At 66.3% G+C, this 16,494-nt stretch carries 25 protein-coding genes and 1 tRNA gene; 6 read left to right on the top strand and 20 right to left on the bottom strand.

What is annotated here, in order from left to right; all coding sequences use genetic code 11:
• Nucleotides 1-96 precede the first annotated feature (96 nt).
• The 11 genes from ACRXBZ_RS20760 to ACRXBZ_RS20710 form a co-directional block, all read right to left on the bottom strand.
• Entirely contained in the window at nucleotides 97-2,403 is a 2,307-nt protein-coding gene (locus tag ACRXBZ_RS20760; protein ID WP_433880511.1) for a P-loop NTPase family protein, read from the bottom strand.
• A gap of 133 nt (nucleotides 2,404-2,536) precedes the next feature.
• Nucleotides 2,537-3,637, bottom strand: coding sequence for a hypothetical protein (locus ACRXBZ_RS20755; RefSeq protein WP_433880510.1), 1,101 nt, complete (start codon nucleotides 3,635-3,637; stop codon nucleotides 2,537-2,539).
• On the bottom strand, nucleotides 3,637-3,900 hold the full coding sequence (locus ACRXBZ_RS20750) for a hypothetical protein (RefSeq protein ID WP_433880509.1): 264 nt from the start codon (nucleotides 3,898-3,900) through the stop codon (nucleotides 3,637-3,639). Before ACRXBZ_RS20750 ends, ACRXBZ_RS20755 begins: the two co-directional genes overlap by 1 nt.
• Nucleotides 3,897-4,241: a hypothetical protein gene (locus ACRXBZ_RS20745; protein ID WP_433880508.1), complete on the bottom strand. Its 345-nt coding sequence runs from the start codon at nucleotides 4,239-4,241 to the stop codon at nucleotides 3,897-3,899. The genes ACRXBZ_RS20750 and ACRXBZ_RS20745 overlap by 4 nt, the downstream gene beginning before the upstream one ends.
• A gap of 88 nt (nucleotides 4,242-4,329) precedes the next feature.
• Entirely contained in the window at nucleotides 4,330-4,524 is a 195-nt protein-coding gene (locus ACRXBZ_RS20740; RefSeq protein ID WP_433880507.1) for a hypothetical protein, read from the bottom strand.
• 11 nt (nucleotides 4,525-4,535) lie between these two features.
• Entirely contained in the window at nucleotides 4,536-5,054 is a 519-nt protein-coding gene (locus ACRXBZ_RS20735) for a hypothetical protein (protein WP_433880506.1), read from the bottom strand.
• A 52-nt stretch (nucleotides 5,055-5,106) separates the two neighbouring features.
• Nucleotides 5,107-5,544: a RapZ C-terminal domain-containing protein gene (locus tag ACRXBZ_RS20730; protein WP_433880505.1), complete on the bottom strand. Its 438-nt coding sequence runs from the start codon at nucleotides 5,542-5,544 to the stop codon at nucleotides 5,107-5,109.
• Between the two features lie 20 nt (nucleotides 5,545-5,564).
• On the bottom strand, nucleotides 5,565-6,449 hold the full coding sequence (locus ACRXBZ_RS20725) for a hypothetical protein (protein ID WP_433880504.1): 885 nt from the start codon (nucleotides 6,447-6,449) through the stop codon (nucleotides 5,565-5,567).
• The gene (locus tag ACRXBZ_RS20720; RefSeq protein ID WP_433880503.1) at nucleotides 6,449-6,718 is read right to left on the bottom strand and encodes a hypothetical protein; all 270 of its coding nucleotides are present in this window, start codon (nucleotides 6,716-6,718) and stop codon (nucleotides 6,449-6,451) included. The genes ACRXBZ_RS20725 and ACRXBZ_RS20720 overlap by 1 nt, the downstream gene beginning before the upstream one ends.
• Nucleotides 6,718-7,251, bottom strand: a complete 534-nt coding sequence (locus ACRXBZ_RS20715) for a hypothetical protein (protein ID WP_433880502.1) — start codon at nucleotides 7,249-7,251, stop codon at nucleotides 6,718-6,720. Before ACRXBZ_RS20715 ends, ACRXBZ_RS20720 begins: the two co-directional genes overlap by 1 nt.
• 1 nt (nucleotide 7,252) lies before the next feature.
• The gene (locus ACRXBZ_RS20710) at nucleotides 7,253-7,525 is read right to left on the bottom strand and encodes a helix-turn-helix domain-containing protein (protein WP_433880501.1); all 273 of its coding nucleotides are present in this window, start codon (nucleotides 7,523-7,525) and stop codon (nucleotides 7,253-7,255) included.
• A gap of 232 nt (nucleotides 7,526-7,757) precedes the next feature.
• Here ACRXBZ_RS20710 and ACRXBZ_RS20705 point away from each other — a divergent pair, with 232 nt between their 5' ends.
• Nucleotides 7,758-8,099, top strand: a complete 342-nt coding sequence (locus ACRXBZ_RS20705) for a helix-turn-helix domain-containing protein (RefSeq protein WP_433880500.1) — start codon at nucleotides 7,758-7,760, stop codon at nucleotides 8,097-8,099.
• Between the two features lie 14 nt (nucleotides 8,100-8,113).
• Here ACRXBZ_RS20705 and ACRXBZ_RS20700 read toward each other — a convergent pair whose 3' ends face one another.
• Nucleotides 8,114-8,314, bottom strand: a complete 201-nt coding sequence (locus ACRXBZ_RS20700) for a hypothetical protein (RefSeq protein WP_433880499.1) — start codon at nucleotides 8,312-8,314, stop codon at nucleotides 8,114-8,116.
• 169 nt (nucleotides 8,315-8,483) lie between these two features.
• Here ACRXBZ_RS20700 and ACRXBZ_RS20695 point away from each other — a divergent pair, with 169 nt between their 5' ends.
• Entirely contained in the window at nucleotides 8,484-9,293 is an 810-nt protein-coding gene (locus ACRXBZ_RS20695; RefSeq protein WP_433880498.1) for an aminotransferase class IV family protein, read from the top strand.
• A 53-nt stretch (nucleotides 9,294-9,346) separates the two neighbouring features.
• A complete protein-coding gene (locus tag ACRXBZ_RS20690) occupies nucleotides 9,347-10,285 on the top strand; it encodes an SUMF1/EgtB/PvdO family nonheme iron enzyme (protein ID WP_433880497.1) in 939 nt (312 codons plus the stop codon).
• A 376-nt stretch (nucleotides 10,286-10,661) separates the two neighbouring features.
• On the opposite strand, the gene ACRXBZ_RS20685 is transcribed toward ACRXBZ_RS20690, so the two are convergent.
• Complete coding sequence (locus ACRXBZ_RS20685; RefSeq protein ID WP_433880496.1) at nucleotides 10,662-10,865, bottom strand: hypothetical protein; 204 nt, start codon at nucleotides 10,863-10,865, stop codon at nucleotides 10,662-10,664.
• Between the two features lie 112 nt (nucleotides 10,866-10,977).
• On the opposite strand from ACRXBZ_RS20685, the gene ACRXBZ_RS20680 reads away from it, so the two are divergent.
• The 3 genes from ACRXBZ_RS20680 to ACRXBZ_RS20670 all read left to right on the top strand — a co-directional run bounded on the left by ACRXBZ_RS20680 (nucleotide 10,978) and on the right by ACRXBZ_RS20670 (nucleotide 11,951).
• Nucleotides 10,978-11,169: a helix-turn-helix domain-containing protein gene (locus tag ACRXBZ_RS20680; RefSeq protein ID WP_433880495.1), complete on the top strand. Its 192-nt coding sequence runs from the start codon at nucleotides 10,978-10,980 to the stop codon at nucleotides 11,167-11,169.
• Nucleotides 11,170-11,276: 107 nt separating this feature from the next.
• Nucleotides 11,277-11,360 (top strand) — tRNA-OTHER (locus ACRXBZ_RS20675).
• A 120-nt stretch (nucleotides 11,361-11,480) separates the two neighbouring features.
• Nucleotides 11,481-11,951: a tyrosine-type recombinase/integrase gene (locus tag ACRXBZ_RS20670; RefSeq protein WP_433880494.1), complete on the top strand. Its 471-nt coding sequence runs from the start codon at nucleotides 11,481-11,483 to the stop codon at nucleotides 11,949-11,951.
• Here ACRXBZ_RS20670 and ACRXBZ_RS20665 read toward each other — a convergent pair.
• From ACRXBZ_RS20665 to ACRXBZ_RS20635, 7 genes are all read right to left on the bottom strand, one after another.
• On the bottom strand, nucleotides 11,948-12,211 hold the full coding sequence (locus ACRXBZ_RS20665) for a hypothetical protein (protein ID WP_433880493.1): 264 nt from the start codon (nucleotides 12,209-12,211) through the stop codon (nucleotides 11,948-11,950). The two genes, ACRXBZ_RS20670 and ACRXBZ_RS20665, sit on opposite strands and share 4 nt — an antisense overlap.
• A gap of 40 nt (nucleotides 12,212-12,251) precedes the next feature.
• The gene (locus ACRXBZ_RS20660) at nucleotides 12,252-12,695 is read right to left on the bottom strand and encodes a TSCPD domain-containing protein (RefSeq protein WP_433880492.1); all 444 of its coding nucleotides are present in this window, start codon (nucleotides 12,693-12,695) and stop codon (nucleotides 12,252-12,254) included.
• A gap of 115 nt (nucleotides 12,696-12,810) precedes the next feature.
• Nucleotides 12,811-14,223, bottom strand: a complete 1,413-nt coding sequence (locus ACRXBZ_RS20655) for an aminotransferase class I/II-fold pyridoxal phosphate-dependent enzyme (protein ID WP_433880491.1) — start codon at nucleotides 14,221-14,223, stop codon at nucleotides 12,811-12,813.
• Nucleotides 14,224-14,595: 372 nt separating this feature from the next.
• Entirely contained in the window at nucleotides 14,596-14,781 is a 186-nt protein-coding gene (locus ACRXBZ_RS20650; RefSeq protein WP_433880490.1) for a hypothetical protein, read from the bottom strand.
• A 555-nt stretch (nucleotides 14,782-15,336) separates the two neighbouring features.
• Nucleotides 15,337-15,651: a hypothetical protein gene (locus tag ACRXBZ_RS20645; RefSeq protein ID WP_433880489.1), complete on the bottom strand. Its 315-nt coding sequence runs from the start codon at nucleotides 15,649-15,651 to the stop codon at nucleotides 15,337-15,339.
• Nucleotides 15,652-15,688: 37 nt separating this feature from the next.
• Entirely contained in the window at nucleotides 15,689-15,850 is a 162-nt protein-coding gene (locus tag ACRXBZ_RS20640; RefSeq protein ID WP_433880488.1) for a hypothetical protein, read from the bottom strand.
• Nucleotides 15,847-16,146 (bottom strand): hypothetical protein, encoded by a 300-nt coding sequence (locus tag ACRXBZ_RS20635; protein WP_433880487.1) that lies wholly within the window; start codon nucleotides 16,144-16,146, stop codon nucleotides 15,847-15,849. The genes ACRXBZ_RS20640 and ACRXBZ_RS20635 overlap by 4 nt, the downstream gene beginning before the upstream one ends.
• Between the last annotated feature and the right edge of the window lie 348 nt (nucleotides 16,147-16,494).

Raw genomic sequence — 16,494 nt, 5'->3', positions numbered from 1 at the left:
ACCAGCAGAAATGAGCAGAATGAGGCGAATGAGGGGCCGGCGGTGGTCCCCCTCCAAACCCCGGAAATCAGGGGGTGCGGAGGGGGACCGTCAGGCTCATTCGGACCGGGCTGCCAGGGCCTCGCGGAGCTTGCCGGGGTCCACGAGCCACTTCCGGTCGGTGGAGGGCACCCGGACACCCTCCGTAGCCAACGCGTCCACGAGATCGGCGATGGCCCAGTCGCTGTACTCGGCCCACCGGGCGCCCATCACGTCCACGACCTTCGACGCGCGGGTGACCTCAGTACCCATCACCGCCAAGGCGTCGGCCAGCACGTCCCGCTTCTCCGGGGCCGTGGTCTCGGCGGCGACGTTCGCGGCCTGGCGGATCTCCAGGGCGCGCTGCACGATCGCTTTGTGCTGGCTGCGTGGCACGTAGTACGACCGCATGAGGCCCGGCTTGGACAGGAAGCCCAGGCTGGTCATCGCGGTACCCACGTCGCCGGGCCCTTCCTCGGTGGCCGGTTCCAGGCCCACAGCGGAGATCCCGCGCTTGTAGGAGCTGGTACCGAGGATGGCGTCGTTGGACTGCTGGTCACCGATGGCGAAGCACGCCTTGTTCGACATGACCGCCATGAGTTTGCGCGGCAAGGAATCCGTAGAGGGTTCCGGCGTCAGGAACATCAGCGTGATCCCGTACTTCCGGGAGGCGTTCATCAGCAGAATCGCCGTCTCCTGCGCTTTCTTGCCGTGTTTCTCGTGCATGAACAGGGCCTGGCACTCGTCGATGACCATGATCCGGGGCCGCAGCCGGGCGTCTTTCTCCGCCAGGCGGCGGGACACCTTCTCGGCGTCCGGGTCACCGTTGCGGGTGTGCTCTTTGAGCGCCTGGCCCCGGATCTCCAGTTCCGCGTAGAGCTCCCGGAGGTTGTTCATGGCCGCTTCCACGGTCGCCTCACCAGCGCCAGTTGCCAGGATCCGCAGGCGGGGCTGGAGAATCTCGTAGTCGGCGTTTTCGGCCATGACGAACACGTCGATGTCCACCAGCGGATCCAGCATCGCGCCGCACAGGGCGGTGATGGTCAGCGTGGACTTCCCCGAGCCCATCATTCCGGCCGACGCCCAGTTCTTCCCGGAGAAGTGGCCCTTCACGGTGTCGCCGCGCATGTTGACGCCGACCGGGACCCCGGCGAAGTAGTCGGTGACCACCGTCGCCAGCTCCGCCAAAAGCGGCCACTCCTCCACCGGTTCGGTGAGAACGCCCTGGTCAGCGATCCACAGATCCATGACCGACGCCTGTCCTTTGGGCTCGGTCACCCACACCTCAGCCGGGGTGCGCCCGAGGTTGTGCGCCAGCACGCCCTTCTTGCGGTTGATCTCCGACACCGGAACCCCTTGCGGGAGACGGATCTGGCAGCGCTGACCCTTCCCGTCCTGACCAAGGCCCATCTCCCACACCCGCGCCGGATGGTCCGCGCCGCCCCACCCGGCCTTGAACGCCTGGTCAAGCTTCTGGATACCGAGGTTGCGCAGCGCGCCGAGGATCGCACCTTCGTCGAGGTAGTCCATGCCTTCCTCGGCGTCGGTGCTCGACCGGACCCATTCCGGCAGGTTCACCGAGTTGCGGCCTGCCTTGTGCAGCGCGGCGATCCCACCCACCACACCCGCGCCCATCAGCCACGGGAACAGGGCGGTGATCACCGCCCAGACGCCGGCGATGAACGCGCCGATGGCCTCGCCGGTACCGGTCACGGTCGCCCAGTAACCGTTGACAAACGTGTTCTCCCAGTTCGCGCCGCCCGCGTTCGCCTCAGAGATCCAGTCGCCGATCTGCGCGCCACCGGCATAGACCCCGACCCCTACCGTCACCAGCACGAACAAGGCCGTGAGGACCAGCAGGGAACACCCGGCCGCTTTGCTGGCCGTCCCGGCGACGTCGAACATGGTCTTGATCCGCTGCCAACGCGCATTAGCCGATTCCCGTTTCTGCTGCTCCAACACGGCCAGCTCGCCGTAGTTGCGATCCGCCCTCGCCTGCCGGATCGCGGCGGTGAGGTCCCGGTGCAACAGCCGCGCCCACGCCCTGCCGCCCAGGTCGAACACCCCCGTCTTGAGGTAGGCCAGATGCGCACGGACCGGCGCGGAAGCCGTCCAACCCTGCTTCGTCGCCTTCAAGCCCTGCGCCAGCGCGGCAGGCGTGTTCTTCGCCCCCTTCAGCGCCAGCTCGCCACCCCGCCGAGCCAGGGCCTTTCCCCTGCCCAGCACCGGAGGAACGGCCGGGCGTTCGGCCAGCTCGGTCGACGCCCCGTTGGGCTGTTCGGTCTCCTGGTCGGGGTCGATGCGTTCGGCGACCGCGCGCACGACCGCCCCGTCAGTCTGCTGCTCGGTGGTGGTGCGGTGAGGGAACCGGATCACCTCACCCATCAAGTTCTCCTCGTGCGGCATCATGTCGTTTCACCTCTCGGCGGTGCCGGTTGGGCGGAAAAAGGGATAAGTCGGCCCCGCCCCAACGCCTTCGTGTGCGACGGGGCCGACGTGGGTTCAGCGGGGGGAGTTGTTAGGCGGCGGTGGGGGTTGCGGCGTTGCCGTCGGTGTCATCGCGGCGCAGTTCCCGGATGACGTCCTGCGCGGTTCCGGCGCGGACACCGAGGAACGCTTGGACCTTGCGGCGGCTGGGCTTCGCGGGCAGTTCGCCGTCGCGGATGGCCTGACGCACCCGGTCGAGATGAACGCTCACGGCCGGGTCCACCGTGGTTCCCGCGCTGGTGTCTGTGTCGGGTGTTTGTGCTGTTCCCGACGGTTCCGACGCCTCGTCGAGCAGGGCACGCAGCTCCGCGTCGAACTCGGCATCCTCACCGGCCACAGGGAGGCCGGGAACCACCGTGGGAACCAGTCGCGACCGCAGCCGCCCGTCCAGGGTGACCATGCCCGGGGTGTAGAGCAGCCGCACCGTCCCATCCGTGGCGAGCTCGCCCACCGCCCGGCGCACCGCGGCCCGTTCCATCCGGGTCACCCGCCGGACCGCCACCCGGTTCGTGCGGGCGGCGCGGCGTTCGGCCGCGCTGCGGCGGGTCCGCATCGGCGCGGCGGTGATCAGCTGGTGTGCTACCACCCCGCCGACGCTGACCAGGGCCATGACCACGCCGTCGCCGACACCACCTTCGGGCATGGTCAGGCCGTGGATGAAGTTGAGGACCCCGGCGACGGCAGCGAAAAACCAGATCCCGACCTGCAACCACCCCGTGGGGCGCGGCGTCTCGCTCTTGCGGGCGGCGTGGGAGGCGAACGCGAACGCCCACATCGCCGCCTCACTGAACAGCGGCAGTCCCCAGCCGACCGGGCCGTAAACGTCCTTGCCGTAGGCGGCCATCGCGGTCCAGGCCATCACCGCCGGCACCACCACGATCACGCTCAACGCCAGCTCGACCACGTGCCCCGACAGCCACCCGGCCGCCGAACCCAACGCCTTGGCACGACGCTCGGCGTTCTCGCGCTTCTCGTCCTGCCTGGCCTTCCGGTTCTCGCGAGCCTGCTCGCCGTTCGCGGCGATCAGCTTCGTCTGCGCGTCGGCGAACTTCACCGCTGCCTCGGCCTTGGCCGTCTCGGCCTGCCCGGCCGCCGCCAACCGTTCGGCCTTGTGGTCGTAGTACGTCGTCATCACGCCACCTCCAGCGGTCGCGGCAAGCGGGGAGCCGGAACGTGGCGGCCGGCGGCATCAGCCGCAACGATCGTCAGGTAGGCCAGCGTCACCAGCGGGAACACCGCCATCAGCACGGCGGTACGCACCGCACCCGACACCAGCGCCGCCACCAACAGGCCCACCACCGGCAGTCCGGCGGTGAACACACCGAGGAACAGGAACCGGACACCGAGGATCAGCAGCCCCAACGTGATCGCCAGGGCTTCCACCAGCGTTTTCATGCCGTGACCTCCTTCGACCCGGTGGATCCGGTGGTTTCGGTTTCCGGGCACCGTGAGCAGAACCGCATCCGGTACGTGAGCAGCTCGGCGACGTCCTGGCGCATGACGTGAAGCCACTTCGACCAGTCGTGCCCGTACTCGGCGCACCACCGGCGCGCCTCGCAGACGTCGCACCGCAGCCGCCCGTTATCGCCGACCACCCAGGTCAGTTCGTCGTGGTACGGCGTGGTGATCTCCTTCGCCGCCTCGACGGCGGTGCGGAAATGCACGACACCATCGACGTGCGCGCCGTACAGGTCGCCGCACTCGTCACAACGGGCCGTGACCCAAAGCTCTAGCATCGGAAATCTCCTAAAAGTCGATGAGGCGATTGGGAGACCCGGCCCAGCAGGCAGTTCTTGGCGGGAATGCTGCTGGGCCGGGGCGTCTCTAGCGGGCGCTGTAGCCCTCGGCGACGTACTTCGCGGCCAACCGGTCCGGCAGCAAGCCCTTCTCGATCGCGGCCAACTCCGCGAACCTCTGTGCGCACTCCAAGCGGACCTTGGTCGTCCCGCCACACATGTGCTCGTCGTCCTCGGCGGCCTTGCGGATCAGGGCGGCGGCTTCTTCCAGGTAGCGGCTCATTGCTCTTGTCCTCACTGCTCGCTGTTGATCTGGGGGGTCACGGCTTCCGGGGCCGCGCAGAACGCTGTGATGAAGGTGCGGCGAACTTCAGCCGCCCACGTCCGGGAGATCGTCGGCGTCGGGCCGCCGATGTTGCTGGTGGTCCTGCCATCCGGCGGGGTGTCCTGCATCGCCTGCACCGAGCGGTAGCCGGGCGGGCTGGTCTTCAGCACGCTCAAGGCGTCCCACACCTGCTCAGCGCGCACCCGCACCGCCCGCCGCCGCGGCCAACCCGTGATCGCCCCGCAGAGCTTCCGGGCGTCAGCGCCGCGCTCGGCGACAACCCGCAGGTGCTCCGTCTTCTCGTCGTAGGTCGCAGGCGTCGACTCGTTCACGGTCATGGCCATCCTCTCGGTCTTGCTCATCGCTTCCTCGCTTTCCATGCGGCTATGCAGCCGGGGCAGGTGGTCCCGCCGCCGAACCAGCTCTCCCGGTAATGGCCCGACGGGAACGTCTGGCCACACCAGCCGGTCACCGACCCGTCCCACCACGACCGCTTCCACAACTTGTGCTTGATCTCGTCCATGCCCTTACCCCCCCGGCTTAGAGCCGCTGCCCGTACTGCTCGGTGTTGTCGAGGCGCTGGTGGGTTCCTGCGGGCAGGACCTCACGGTCGATGTCGCGGTGGCTGACGGCGGCGTTGATCCCTCCGATGACCACAGCGGCCGCGATGCCTTCGGCGATGGCCACGCTGCGGTGTCGGCCACCGACACAGCCGACCGCGACCAACACCTGGTTCGTGGCGGCAGAGGCGTTGAGGAGGTTGCGCACCAGATCGGCGGTGTCCTCGATCAACCGCAGGACGCCGGGGGTGTCGAGCACGTGATCCCGCACCGCCTGGTCCTGCCCGGTCAGGTACCGCATCGCGGGGTCGTGGTGCGGATTACGGAAGTGCCGGCGCACGTCAAGCGTGATGTCAGCGCGCGGGGCCGGGGCGTGGCCGTAGCCGAAGCTGATGGCCACGACGCGAACGGGCTTCATGGTGGTGTCCTCCATCGTGGTCAGAGCACGCCGGCGTGCAGGTCGGTCGCGGCCGCCGCGGTGCTGACGAGGCCCTGGAGCTGTTCGAGGTTGTCCTTGGCCTGCATGTAGATGGCCGTCGCCTGCATGACGGTTTCGGCGGTGTCGGTGACCTGGGACAGCTGGGCGATGATGTCGTCGAGGTCCAACCTGGCCTGCTGCAACGCGCCTTGGACGTAGGTGGCCTTCTCGTTGGCCAGCGACAGCGCGTGTCGGGCCTGCTCAGCGAGCGTCGACATAACAGAACCTTCCGTTGCGGTGGTTGTGGTCGGGGTAGGACGGGGTTCGGGCACCCGGGCGGGCGCCGGCTGGTGTTGGGTGGTGAGGTACTGCTCGTAGCCGCGTCGGCGCAGGACGGTGCGCGCGAAGTGCGTCACGACGCTGGTCATGCGGCCCTTGAAGCGGGTTCGGGTCCACCAGAACGGGTCGCCGCGCAGCTCGTCGCTACCGGTGATCACGTCACCGGGCATGTCCGCATTCGGCACGCTGCGGGTACGGACGTTCAGGCCCTTCTCGGGATCGACGTAGCGCTGGGCGACCTGGTCTTGGGTGTGCTCGCCGAAGATGTCGAGCACCGTGCCCTTCGGGGTTTTCACGCCGGTGTGCGCGGGCACCCACGACCCGTCGGGCTGCTGTTGGTCGAACGTGATGAGGTCCCAGCCGGTCAGGCAGTGGATCGCCCCCGCCAGCCAGTGGCAGTAGCCGCGGCCGAAGTAGTCTTTGGCGTCGTAGTCCAGCGAGCCCGCTTCCAGCTCGAAGCGGTCGCGGCCTTGCGGTGTCGGCTTGTCCAGGCTGAGCCGGACGTAACCGGTGAAGTCCTCCCAGAACTCCTGCGGAGCCGACCCGTGGTCGATGTCGGCCGACATCACGCCGCACCCCCGACGTGACGAGCCTCGATCTTCCTGGCCTCGCTCAGCAGCTCGTCCGCAGCGGCAAGCACCGCGTACGCCAGCGGCATCGACTGGTGAGCCAACGACGCGACCAAGCTCTTGTAGTGCCGCGCCAGATTGCGGCGAGCAGCTACCGCCCGCGCCGGGTCTTCCGAAACCAGCACCCGCATGAACTCGTAGTAGGCACGGTCGATGTCCCCTGTGAGCAGGTCCTTCGGCACGGAGATCTTCTTCAAGGCAGCCATCACGCCACCGCCTTCGGGGCCGTGGTGCCGCTGATCCGCTGTGCAGCCAACTGAGCCGACACCACCGGGCCGAATCCCTTGTCCAGGAGCGCATGCGCGATCTTCTGCGCCTGCCGCATGTCTTCGACATCCAACTCCCGCAGCGTCTCCCGGATCCGGTGCGCATCGATCTCGGCCACCAGCTTCGGGTCGCACTTCGGGCCGTCGGAGTGGGTCCACTGTCCGCCCGTGTAGGTGTTGATCGTCCGGTCGCAGTGGGCGCAGGCGGCAACGTCGCTGCCGTACCACACGCCGGGGTGCGCGCTGGGGCGCCGCAGGGTGGGCGTGTCGTCGGGGGCAGTGACGGACCCACCGATCCCGGGCGGCAACTGCGCCTCCACCTCGGTGCCGTCGATGCGCAGGGCCACGATCGGAGGCAGAGCCGGGAGAGCGCGCACGGTCAACCACGCGGCCAACTCAGCGGCCGTCTCAGCCATCACCTGGTTCAGGTCGCTGCCGTGGCCGTTGACCACGCCGTAAGCCTGCTGATCCATCTCAGGCCACCTCCCCAACCTGCGCGCCGTCGGTGCCCTCGGCGGCCGAGTCGCCGTCGGTCACGGGCGTCTCGACCGGGGCCATGCCCAAGCTCTTGAGGTAGGCGTTCAGTGAGTCGGCCGGGATGCGCAACGCTCCCTTGCCGAAACCCACCCGGACCGAGTGCAGCCTCCCCGAATCCGCCAGCCGGTAGACCGTCGAGACGTGAACGTCGAGCATCTGGGCGACTGCCTTGACCCGGAACATCCGGGCCGCAGTACCGTTGACCTGCATCGTTTCTCCAGAGGTTTCGATGTGTGCCCCGGTTGGTGTTGCCGCACCGACCGGGGCTTCCGCTTTTTCGTCTTGCGATTGGTGCGATCTCTGCGAAACCGGCAACCAACACGAGCACTAATACAGCAACTAAAATTAGTCATGTCAAGCTCAGGCGGGCCCCTCCCCTGGAATGTTGCTCAGGATTGGGACTAGTGTTGGCAGCGATATTCGCAGCTCAGAAGGGGTGCCAATGGCGAAGGACTGGAGAGCCGTCGCGACAGCTATCAACACCCGAATGGAGCAGTTGGAGCTGACGCAGCAAGAGGTCGCGAACCGCGCTGGCGTCGCCCTCCACACCGTGCGCGAGCTTCAGCACAACCTCGTAGAGCGCAAGCGCACGGCACGGACGCTCGAAGCGATGTCCGAGGCCCTGGGCCTTCCGCGACAACACCTTGCGGCTGTCCTCGACGGGCGCACCCCGCCGGCCACTTCCGGCTCCTCCGAGTCGTCTGGTCTCGACGACCTCTACGCCAAGCTGGCGGACATCACGCAGCGCCTGGAAGCCATCGAGCGGAAGCTTCCGAAGGACTGAGCTAGCCGCGCTTGTCATCCCAGAAGGCCCTTGAAGAGCACTGAAAGCGCGTTGACAAGCTCGCCGAACAGGTCGAACAACCCCTTGATCAGAGTTGCGGCACCTGCGGGGTCGTTCAGGATCAAACCCAATAGGGCAAACACAACCGCCGCTGCAAGCACCTTCTTCAGCACGCCGCCGCCGGTGTTGATCCCTGGAAACGTTTGCTTGGCCATTGCCACCTCCTGTGTCGCGACAGTCGCTTGTTTTGCTGTTGTCGCTGATGAATCCAGGTTGCGGCCAAAAGCGCTCGGAGAGAACTGCCCCAAAAACCCCCTTCGCTGAACTTCCGCTGAACCGACGCCCCTGAACTAGCGCTGAACTTCGGTTCCGACGAAGTTCAGAATGGGCCGGTCAAGTGCCAGGCTGGACGCCATGCAGCTAAACGGCACCACTCCCGACATCGACCAGGTCAAGGCCCTCGCGCTGACCAACTACGGGCACTTCACCTCGATGCTGGTTGAGGAGAACGGCGTCCGTGGCTTGTCCCTGCACATGCAGCGGCTGGCGCGTGATTGCCGCCAACTGTTCGACGCCGAGCTCGACATCGACCGTGTGCGGCACTACATCCGGCACGCGTTGGTCGGCAAGAGGCAGCCGACGACAGTTCGTGTGACCATCTACGACCCGTCCCTAGACCTGGGCACCATCGGCTCGGACGCCACTCCGCATGTCCTGGTCACCACACGCTCGGCGACTCAAGAGATCCCATCACCGTGGCGTCTACAGGCCGTTTCCTACCGGCGCGACGATCCGGCAGTGAAGCACATCGGGCTGTTCGGGACGCTCAAGCACCGCCGCGCCGCCCAGCGCGAGGGCTTCGATGATGTGCTGTTCTTGAACCCGGACGGGACCATCTCCGAGATCGCCACGTCGAACATCGGCTTCGTTCGAGACGGACAGATCGTCTGGCCAAGGTCCGAATACCTGGCCGGAATCACGATGACGCTTCTCCACCAGGCGCTCGACGAGCCGGTCACCACGGAGCCGATCACGCTCGCCGATCTGGCCGACATGGAAGCCGTTTTCGCAACCAACGCGAGCACCGGCATCCGGGCAGTCAGGGCGGTTGACAGTGCCGAGTGGTCTGACGACCACAAGGTGTTCAGCGAGCTTCGCGAGCTCTACGCCGACATTCCCACTGAAGGGGTGTGAGGACCGCACACCGCCGATTAGGCTCCCGACGGAATGTGAACAGGGGAGCGAGAGTGGCGAACGTGCAGGTCTGGTCCGGGGCCGAGGTCCGGGGACTTCGTGAAGCAAAGAGGATGAGCATCCGGGAATTCGCTGCCCATCTCGGGGTCAGCGAGCGGATGATCTCGAAGTGGGAAGCGGCCGGGGCGAACATCACGCCTCGGCCGGTCAACCAGGCGGCGCTCGATACTGCCCTGTCACGATGCGACCCGGACACGAAGGCGCGCTTCACCCACCTCACCAACGGCGCCCAGGTCTCGGGGCAAGCGAACGATACCATCGAGCCCATCGGCAGCAGCAAGATTCGGCATCCCATGGACGGCAGCCCGATGGTCAAGGTGGACGGGAGTGTCTTCCTGTCCGGCCCGAGCAACACGCCGGTGTGGCTGCCCGCGTACTACATCGATGTTCACCTGGTGAGCAATGCGGACTACGCCCGGTTCGTCTCCGCGACCGAGCACACACCGCCGCAGCACTGGACCAATGGCCAGTGTCCCCAGGAACTCACGAACCACCCGGTTGTCTTCGTGACCTGGAAAGACGCCGCCGCCTATGCGAAGTGGGCAGGGAAGTCCCTGCCCACTACCCAGCAATGGGAAAAGGCCGCCAGGGGAACGCGCGGCATCGCTTACCCCTGGGGCGACCAGCCCACACCAGCGAAGTGCAACGTTCGTGAGAACGGCGTGGGTTCCACGACGGCGGTCGACCACTACCAGAGCGGCATCAGCCCGTACGGCGTCTACGACATGTGCGGAAACGTCTGGGAGTGGTGCTCCACCGAGTCGAAGCCTGGCAGGTACGAGCTGAAGGGCGGCGCTTGGACCAGCCAATTCGACCGTGCAACGCCATCGTCGTTCAACGACGCCTCAGAGACCATGTGGGACGACGACACCGGCTTCCGCTGTGCCGTGTCGGCCGAGGACCTGGAGAAGCTTCTCGGAAAGGGATCGTGAACACCTGGCAACCTCCGAGCGGGGACCTGTCCCTACTGTCCCCGCTGTCCCCGCATGGCACTGACCAGCAGAAATAGCACGTCGATGCGGGGACAATCCTGGGGACACGACCGAGGCTGTAACAGTGGGGTTGGTGGCCCCACCGCAGCAATCTCACCACTATGAGCAAGGCGCCCCCAGTGCCATCACGGCACTGGGGGCGCTTTTCTGCTGCTAGCACTCCACGCTAGCGCGCTAGCACGGAACGCTAGCGTTGATCGTCGTCCGGTTGCCCCTCAGATCAGTTCTGGAGGCTGTCCTTGTAGCGACCGCTATTCGGAATGCTCCGCGGAATTACTAGCCGAGAGAAGGCCTCTCAAGAGGCGCTGAGATCGACTCAGAGGGCTTCGTTGCGTTCGGCGAGGTTCAGGGGGGCCACCTCGTCATGCCGCAACACCGATGCAAGCTCGACGAGTTGGTCAGCGAGACGGTGCCGCTCGTCCTTCGTGTATCGGCCGGCGCCCAGCTCGAACGCGGCTTTATCAAGCTCCCACTGTGCCGCGCGGAGCAGGACAGCAAGCGCGACGCGTCCAGAGGTCATGCCCCACCTCTCAAAATCAGACATTGAGGCCAGTCGGGCCAGCATATAGGCCAGTTAGGCCGCTGAGGCCAGCCAGGCAGCACAGGACAGCGCCCGGCCATACGTTCAGGTCATGCGGCTGCTCTCATCCGGTGAACTGGCGAAAGAGCTTGGAATCTCTCGCCGGTCGATCAGCCGCTACGCGGACGAGGGGCTGATCACCGTCGCGCTGGTAACACCAGGAGGCAAGTACCGGTTCGACCTCGAAACGGTCCGCAAGGAACTCCGCCAGCTTGCGCAGAAGCACCGCCAGGGTCGCGACTAGGCCCGGCAGCAAGGCAGGAATGCGGTCTCAGTTCTGGTCTCAGTTCGTCCCGTTACGAGCTATCCCCCACTGTTGCAGCTTTCTCGCGACTTGCCGCGTGAGCAGCAGAAACGAAGTTCCGAACGGTCACTCGCAGACCTTGAAAGCGAGCGTCGCGAGAGCGACCGGGGGTTCGAATCCCCCCGCTTCCGCTGCACCGCCCCTGACCTGGTGAAACACTAGTCAGGGGCGTTTGTGTCAGTGCACAGTTGAGCGAGCACGGCGGTTCCAGTGCACACGCCTGGCGACACTTCGACGCCAGGATGGAGATCATGAAAGCGCCGTACACCTCCGCCCCAGGCGAGTGGGGAACCCTTGCGCGAGAGTGGCGCCGCTCCCTCGGAGCTGACAACAAGTCGCCGAACACGGTGCGGATCTACCTGCACGCGGTGAGGCAGCTCGGCGACTGGGCAAGCTCGCAGCCGACGCCGGTCGAGCCGGCCACGATCAAGGCGCAAGATATCCGCGACTACATGCAGCATCTACTGGATCGTGGGCGCGCGGGCAACGCACACAACCACTACCGAAGCTTGCGGACGTTCTTCACGTGGTTGGTGGACGAGGAGGAGCTTGATCGCTCGCCGATGGAGCGGACCCGAGCGCCTCAAGTCCCCGAGAAGCAGGTTCCGATCGTCACCATCGAGCAGATGTCGGCAGCGGGCTCGCCCGCCCGTGGAGGTTCGAGACGGTCGTCGAGGCCCGGTTCGCTAAAACCAACCCCTACGTCGAACCGTCCACACTAGACACCGCCGAGCCGGGCACCACCGGCGAGGGCGGGATCGTCATCACCGACCCCGCCGGCCGCGCCGAGGTCGTCGAGACCTGGGCCGTCGGCAGCGAGTTCGCCGACCGTCGCCGCGGACCGTTCCCCCTGCCCGGCAGGCCCTACGAGGGCACGGTCACGGTCGCTGTCCAGTGGCGCCGCACCACCGGCCGCGGGCAGATCCGCGGCACCGCGCTCGGGCTGACGCAACGCCACACACCCGACGACCAGCCCGAACACGAGTTGTCCACACCGGCCAACTCGCCCCGGCCTTCAGCGTTCATGCCACGGCGCGGGTACCGGGAGCGATGCCGAGGATTTCCTGCCGGGTTCGGGGCAGGAAGTCCAAGGCTATGCGGCGGGCGAGGTAGTCAACGACGCTTGCGGCGCGTGGGATGTCGGGGGCGTCGGTGTAGCCGCTGGGCTCGAATCGGGTGTGCACGAAGCGGTCCACGATCTCTTCCAGCGGAGCGCCGTAGCGCAGGGCGAGCGACATCATCGAGACGTAGGCACTGAGCATGCCATGCTGGAACGAGCCGTGCGGGCCGGATTCGGGCAGGTGGATGTCGCACAGCTGCCCGTCGTTGTCGAGGTCCATGATGACCTCCAGGTCGACGCCCCCGACCGAGGCCGAGATCCGCTGCCCGGACCGAACCCGGGGCAATCGGCGGCGGGTGATAGTCGGCGTGACCGTGACCTCGGCGATGCCGACACTTCCGGACATGTCGCTCCTTTTCATCACCCCAACAATTGGGGTTAATGCGATGGTTGATCTACAAGATATGGGGCTTGATCGTAGCGCGAGCACCTGACAGCAGGGGGATGATCGCACCGCCTGATCAGGCGGTCTCGACGATGGTGTCGAGATCGTGCACGACAGCGCGGGCGCGGTCGAGTGCGTGCGTGATCGCGGCCGGCCTGGCGGGGCTGCGTAGCAGCGCGCCGAGATCTGCCAAACGGTGTGTGAACTCGTCGAGGTCGTCGTCACCGACGGCGACGCTGGCCCGCAGGATGTAGTCCGGCGAGCCTGGCGTGACCCGGTAGCCGGAGAGCTCGCCGGGGAGCAGGGCGAGTCCGGTGTCGCGGCGCTCGCGGCCGTAGTTCAGGCAGACCGCCAGAGCGTGGACGCTGGAACGAACCCGTGGGTCGGCGAACAGCCCTTGATGGATGCGCAGTGCCGCGTACCAGCCGCCGTCCGGCCTGGTGAGCCGGAAAGCGTCCATCCCGAGGTTTTCGTTGATGGCCTGCAAGCGGGTACAGAGCCGGTCGACCCGCTGCGCGTAGGTGCGGTTCCACCGGTCGATCCATCGCTGCGGGGTGAGGCAGATCGCAGCCGCGGCGGTCAGCTCGTCGCCTTGTGGCACCCGTCCGTAGGACAGCATCGTGCGGTAGTGCGCCACCGCTGACCGCAGAGCCTTGTTGCCGGTGTGAGCGAAAGCGATGCGGCTCGTGGGTAGCGCGTAGGTCTTACTCGGTGTCACCACCGACAGAACCCAATCCGACATGTTCCCCAAGTCCGGGCTGCCGAGTTCGTCACCGCGGATGGACCCGATCGGCCGCGTCGAGGCTCCGGGCGCCAGGTAGCTACCGGCGTAGATGTCATCGCCCAGCACATATGCCGGGTTCCCGGGGTGGCGTCGGTTGTACTCCAGCACCGCCGCCGCGATCCCGCGCGCACGCGACTCCGTAAGCACGTTGCCATCGACATTGTTCACCAACGGCGCATAGATCACCCGGCCGCACTCGCGGGCGGTGTCGGCAAGCCACGCCTGCACGTCCGGGCCGTCCAAGCTCGCTGCGACGTCGATGGTGCCGCCGACGATGGGCGGCAGAATCCGCAAACTCTGGTAGTAGCCGACCGGAGCGAGCACCCGCCCGGACATCCGATGCACCTTCTCGCCCTCATGCCGGCACATCACCGCCCCGAGCATCGCCATCATGCTGCCCTTAGCGCCGCCACAGCACACCAAAACCTCCCCCGGCGAAGCCGGGATACCGGTGCTGCGGAAATGCGCGGCGGCAAAGGACCGGGCCTCGTCATCGAACCCGGACGACCCTCCCCGGTACCGGCCGAGATCATGCTGCCGCGACACGACCCACCGGGAGAAGTCCTCGACCGTCTCACCGTCACGACGCGAGCACTCGGCCAACAGGCCGAACACCTCCCGAGTAGCGATGCGAGGGCGACATGCCGAGTCGTAGGCCACAAGAGCATCCAGCCCCGCACCCGCTGCGCCCATCGCATGGTGCACGAATGCGAAAATCCCTTTCCTCTCACGGAAAAAATACGCCCCCACGTCCTGCACCACCGGGTGCGGGTTATCGGACCCGTGGCTTCCCTTGTGCAGCTTGACCAGACGATGGTCTCGCTTGGCATCATCGATCAGTGCATAAACCACCGTGTAGAGATCAGAGAATCTCCCTTGCACGGCTTGACCATCTTCAGCAACCATGCTGCTCCCTCAATTCCAATTGACGAGTGCACCAACGGCATGAACGAATTCGCGCCGGGCTAAGGCATGCCGCGCCTTCCCAACAACGGCTAGTGGCCGGCCGGGTACCGCTCGGCGCCAGGGGTCGGGGTACCGACACCGAGCGGCCAACGAGGCGAATTACCCGCAGATTCAGCGCATTGGAATCCATTCGCCCACGTCGGCGAGGATCTGCCCGGCGTCGGTCGAAGTCGTGGCGAATGCATCTCCGAAGTAGTAGAACTCGCCCGAGTTCAAACGAGCCTGTGCCACCACGCCGATGATGACCACGTATCCGGCAATCACGGCCAGACAGAAGCCGACCACTTTCTCAAGCATGCGACCTATTTTCGGTTGGCGGTCGGCGCGGAGCCTGCGCCAGACCCGCGCCAACCAGGAAGTTCAACTACTTCGAACCGTGCGGAACGTGCCACGGATTACCGCAGTCGTTGCAGCGCAAGCTATCCTCCTCTCGTCTCGTCGGAACACCTGATCACTCGGCCTCCATGCGAGGAAGCCGCCGAGCGACCAGACGATCGATGGGACGAACGGGCTCGCCCACGCCGGTGGGCGAGCCTGTTCCTTAGAACTTGACCGGCGGCCTCACCGCGCACGGGTCAGCCGGCGGAAACGGTTGCACCACGATGAGAGGTTCAACGGCTCTGGCACTGAGGTTCGGAGTGTCGAGCGCTGGCCGGTCTGCCAACGCGACGCACGAGACAGCGCACACGCTCGCCAAGATCGCTGCGGCAAGCGTAGACGTGTACATCAATTTCTCCCTTTCCTTCATTCTTTGGTAGCCCTGGCCACTGCCACGCCGTTGTGGCAGTGGCCAGGGCGGAAACGGGGCGAGTCCCGGTGTTGACGACACTTCTCGGCCCGAGTTCTGCGGCCTTACTTCTTGGAGGCGAGTTCCGTCTCGTGGCTCGCTTTCGCGTGCTCCGCCCAGGCAAGGCAGTAGCCCACATGCCGCAGCAGCGCGTCATGCAGACGGCCGGGATCCTTGATCTTGAGAGCCTGGTAGAAGTTTTTCCGAACCAGAACCGCCCACGAGAGCGTGTTGCCCTCTTCATCTCGCTCGGCTTGCTCGAACGTCTCGGTAGCCAACTGGTCGAATTCTGGGCCGGTGCCGTACTCGGAGATGAATCCGACCGTGTGCCCACGCGCCTGTTCGCAAGCAAGCGAGACCACGCTGAGAAGGTCTATCAATTCGGTTTCCCGTTCCCATTCACGAGTTTCGTGCCGTTCACTTCGTTCTCGCGACCGGCCTGCGGACCGGGTTCGCAAGCGTGCGCGCGTTGTACGCGCCGATGCCCGCACCGGCATGACGCCCCGGAGTCCGGGCGTAATAGGCGGTGACCAGACAGACCAGAAGGACGAACAGCGACACCAGCACCACGACGATCACGCCGCCCCCTGGAGCTCGTGCACGTCCCTGTCGGCTCCGCACCCCAGCATCCGCAGCCCCTCGCGGACGGCTTCGACGCTCGGACCGTTCACGGCGAGCACCCACCCGCCGCCGACCTGGTAGACCTCGACGGCGGTCGGCGCGAGGTAGTACAGGGTGCGGGGCGGGTCTTCCCACGATCGGAAGCCGCGCGCCTCGCGGATGTCCTGGTACACGGTGTCGGGGTCGATGCCCGGGACCAGAGCCCGGAACCGACGGTTCCCGGGGGCCGTGGCCGGCTCGATGCGCTCGGTCATGCCGCCTCCGCCCTGGGTTGGAGAGCGTGGCGCGGCCTGTACGACTGGCGCGGGAGCGGAGTAGGCTCAGCCGCCGTCCCCGGCAGGTAGGAACTGCCGGGGGCACCAACGCCTAAGCCGGGCTGGTCAAGATCCGGGTCGTCCACAGGCCACCCGTCAGCGCCCAGACCATCCCGCAACACCGGAATCCGGTCGGTCATCTCGACGTCCACGACCCGCGGAATCACGGCCGTCGGCCGATCCACCGAGTGAGCTCTCGGGCGGTAGCTGTCCAACGCACGCGACAACGCCTCGTCGAACGACATCGCCGGTTGAGTCAGAACCGGGAAGATCTTCGCAATCACACAG

Origin of the sequence: Saccharopolyspora hattusasensis, from assembly GCF_050972075.1 — a bacterium.
Classification (GTDB): Bacteria; Actinomycetota; Actinomycetes; order Mycobacteriales; family Pseudonocardiaceae; genus Saccharopolyspora; species Saccharopolyspora hattusasensis.
This window is presented reverse-complemented; position numbering and strand designations above follow the sequence as displayed.

What these genes read in the sequence shown, in the direction of transcription:
- ACRXBZ_RS20760 (WP_433880511.1), bottom strand. Translation starts at nt 2,403, where the DNA reads ATGGGTGAGGTGATCCGGTTCCCTCACCGCACCACCACCGAGCAGCAG.
- ACRXBZ_RS20755 (WP_433880510.1), bottom strand. Translation starts at nt 3,637, where the DNA reads ATGACGACGTACTACGACCACAAGGCCGAACGGTTGGCGGCGGCCGGG.
- ACRXBZ_RS20750 (WP_433880509.1), bottom strand. Translation starts at nt 3,900, where the DNA reads ATGAAAACGCTGGTGGAAGCCCTGGCGATCACGTTGGGGCTGCTGATC.
- ACRXBZ_RS20745 (WP_433880508.1), bottom strand. Translation starts at nt 4,241, where the DNA reads ATGCTAGAGCTTTGGGTCACGGCCCGTTGTGACGAGTGCGGCGACCTG.
- ACRXBZ_RS20740 (WP_433880507.1), bottom strand. Translation starts at nt 4,524, where the DNA reads ATGAGCCGCTACCTGGAAGAAGCCGCCGCCCTGATCCGCAAGGCCGCC.
- ACRXBZ_RS20730 (WP_433880505.1), bottom strand. Translation starts at nt 5,544, where the DNA reads ATGAAGCCCGTTCGCGTCGTGGCCATCAGCTTCGGCTACGGCCACGCC.
- ACRXBZ_RS20725 (WP_433880504.1), bottom strand. Translation starts at nt 6,449, where the DNA reads ATGTCGGCCGACATCGACCACGGGTCGGCTCCGCAGGAGTTCTGGGAG.
- ACRXBZ_RS20720 (WP_433880503.1), bottom strand. Translation starts at nt 6,718, where the DNA reads ATGGCTGCCTTGAAGAAGATCTCCGTGCCGAAGGACCTGCTCACAGGG.
- ACRXBZ_RS20715 (WP_433880502.1), bottom strand. Translation starts at nt 7,251, where the DNA reads ATGGATCAGCAGGCTTACGGCGTGGTCAACGGCCACGGCAGCGACCTG.
- ACRXBZ_RS20710 (WP_433880501.1), bottom strand. Translation starts at nt 7,525, where the DNA reads ATGCAGGTCAACGGTACTGCGGCCCGGATGTTCCGGGTCAAGGCAGTC.
- ACRXBZ_RS20705 (WP_433880500.1), top strand. Translation starts at nt 7,758, where the DNA reads ATGGCGAAGGACTGGAGAGCCGTCGCGACAGCTATCAACACCCGAATG.
- ACRXBZ_RS20700 (WP_433880499.1), bottom strand. Translation starts at nt 8,314, where the DNA reads ATGGCCAAGCAAACGTTTCCAGGGATCAACACCGGCGGCGGCGTGCTG.
- ACRXBZ_RS20695 (WP_433880498.1), top strand. Translation starts at nt 8,484, where the DNA reads ATGGGCCGGTCAAGTGCCAGGCTGGACGCCATGCAGCTAAACGGCACC.
- ACRXBZ_RS20685 (WP_433880496.1), bottom strand. Translation starts at nt 10,865, where the DNA reads ATGACCTCTGGACGCGTCGCGCTTGCTGTCCTGCTCCGCGCGGCACAG.
- ACRXBZ_RS20680 (WP_433880495.1), top strand. Translation starts at nt 10,978, where the DNA reads ATGCGGCTGCTCTCATCCGGTGAACTGGCGAAAGAGCTTGGAATCTCT.
- ACRXBZ_RS20670 (WP_433880494.1), top strand. Translation starts at nt 11,481, where the DNA reads ATGAAAGCGCCGTACACCTCCGCCCCAGGCGAGTGGGGAACCCTTGCG.
- ACRXBZ_RS20660 (WP_433880492.1), bottom strand. Translation starts at nt 12,695, where the DNA reads ATGTCCGGAAGTGTCGGCATCGCCGAGGTCACGGTCACGCCGACTATC.
- ACRXBZ_RS20650 (WP_433880490.1), bottom strand. Translation starts at nt 14,781, where the DNA reads ATGCTTGAGAAAGTGGTCGGCTTCTGTCTGGCCGTGATTGCCGGATAC.
- ACRXBZ_RS20635 (WP_433880487.1), bottom strand. Translation starts at nt 16,146, where the DNA reads ATGACCGAGCGCATCGAGCCGGCCACGGCCCCCGGGAACCGTCGGTTC.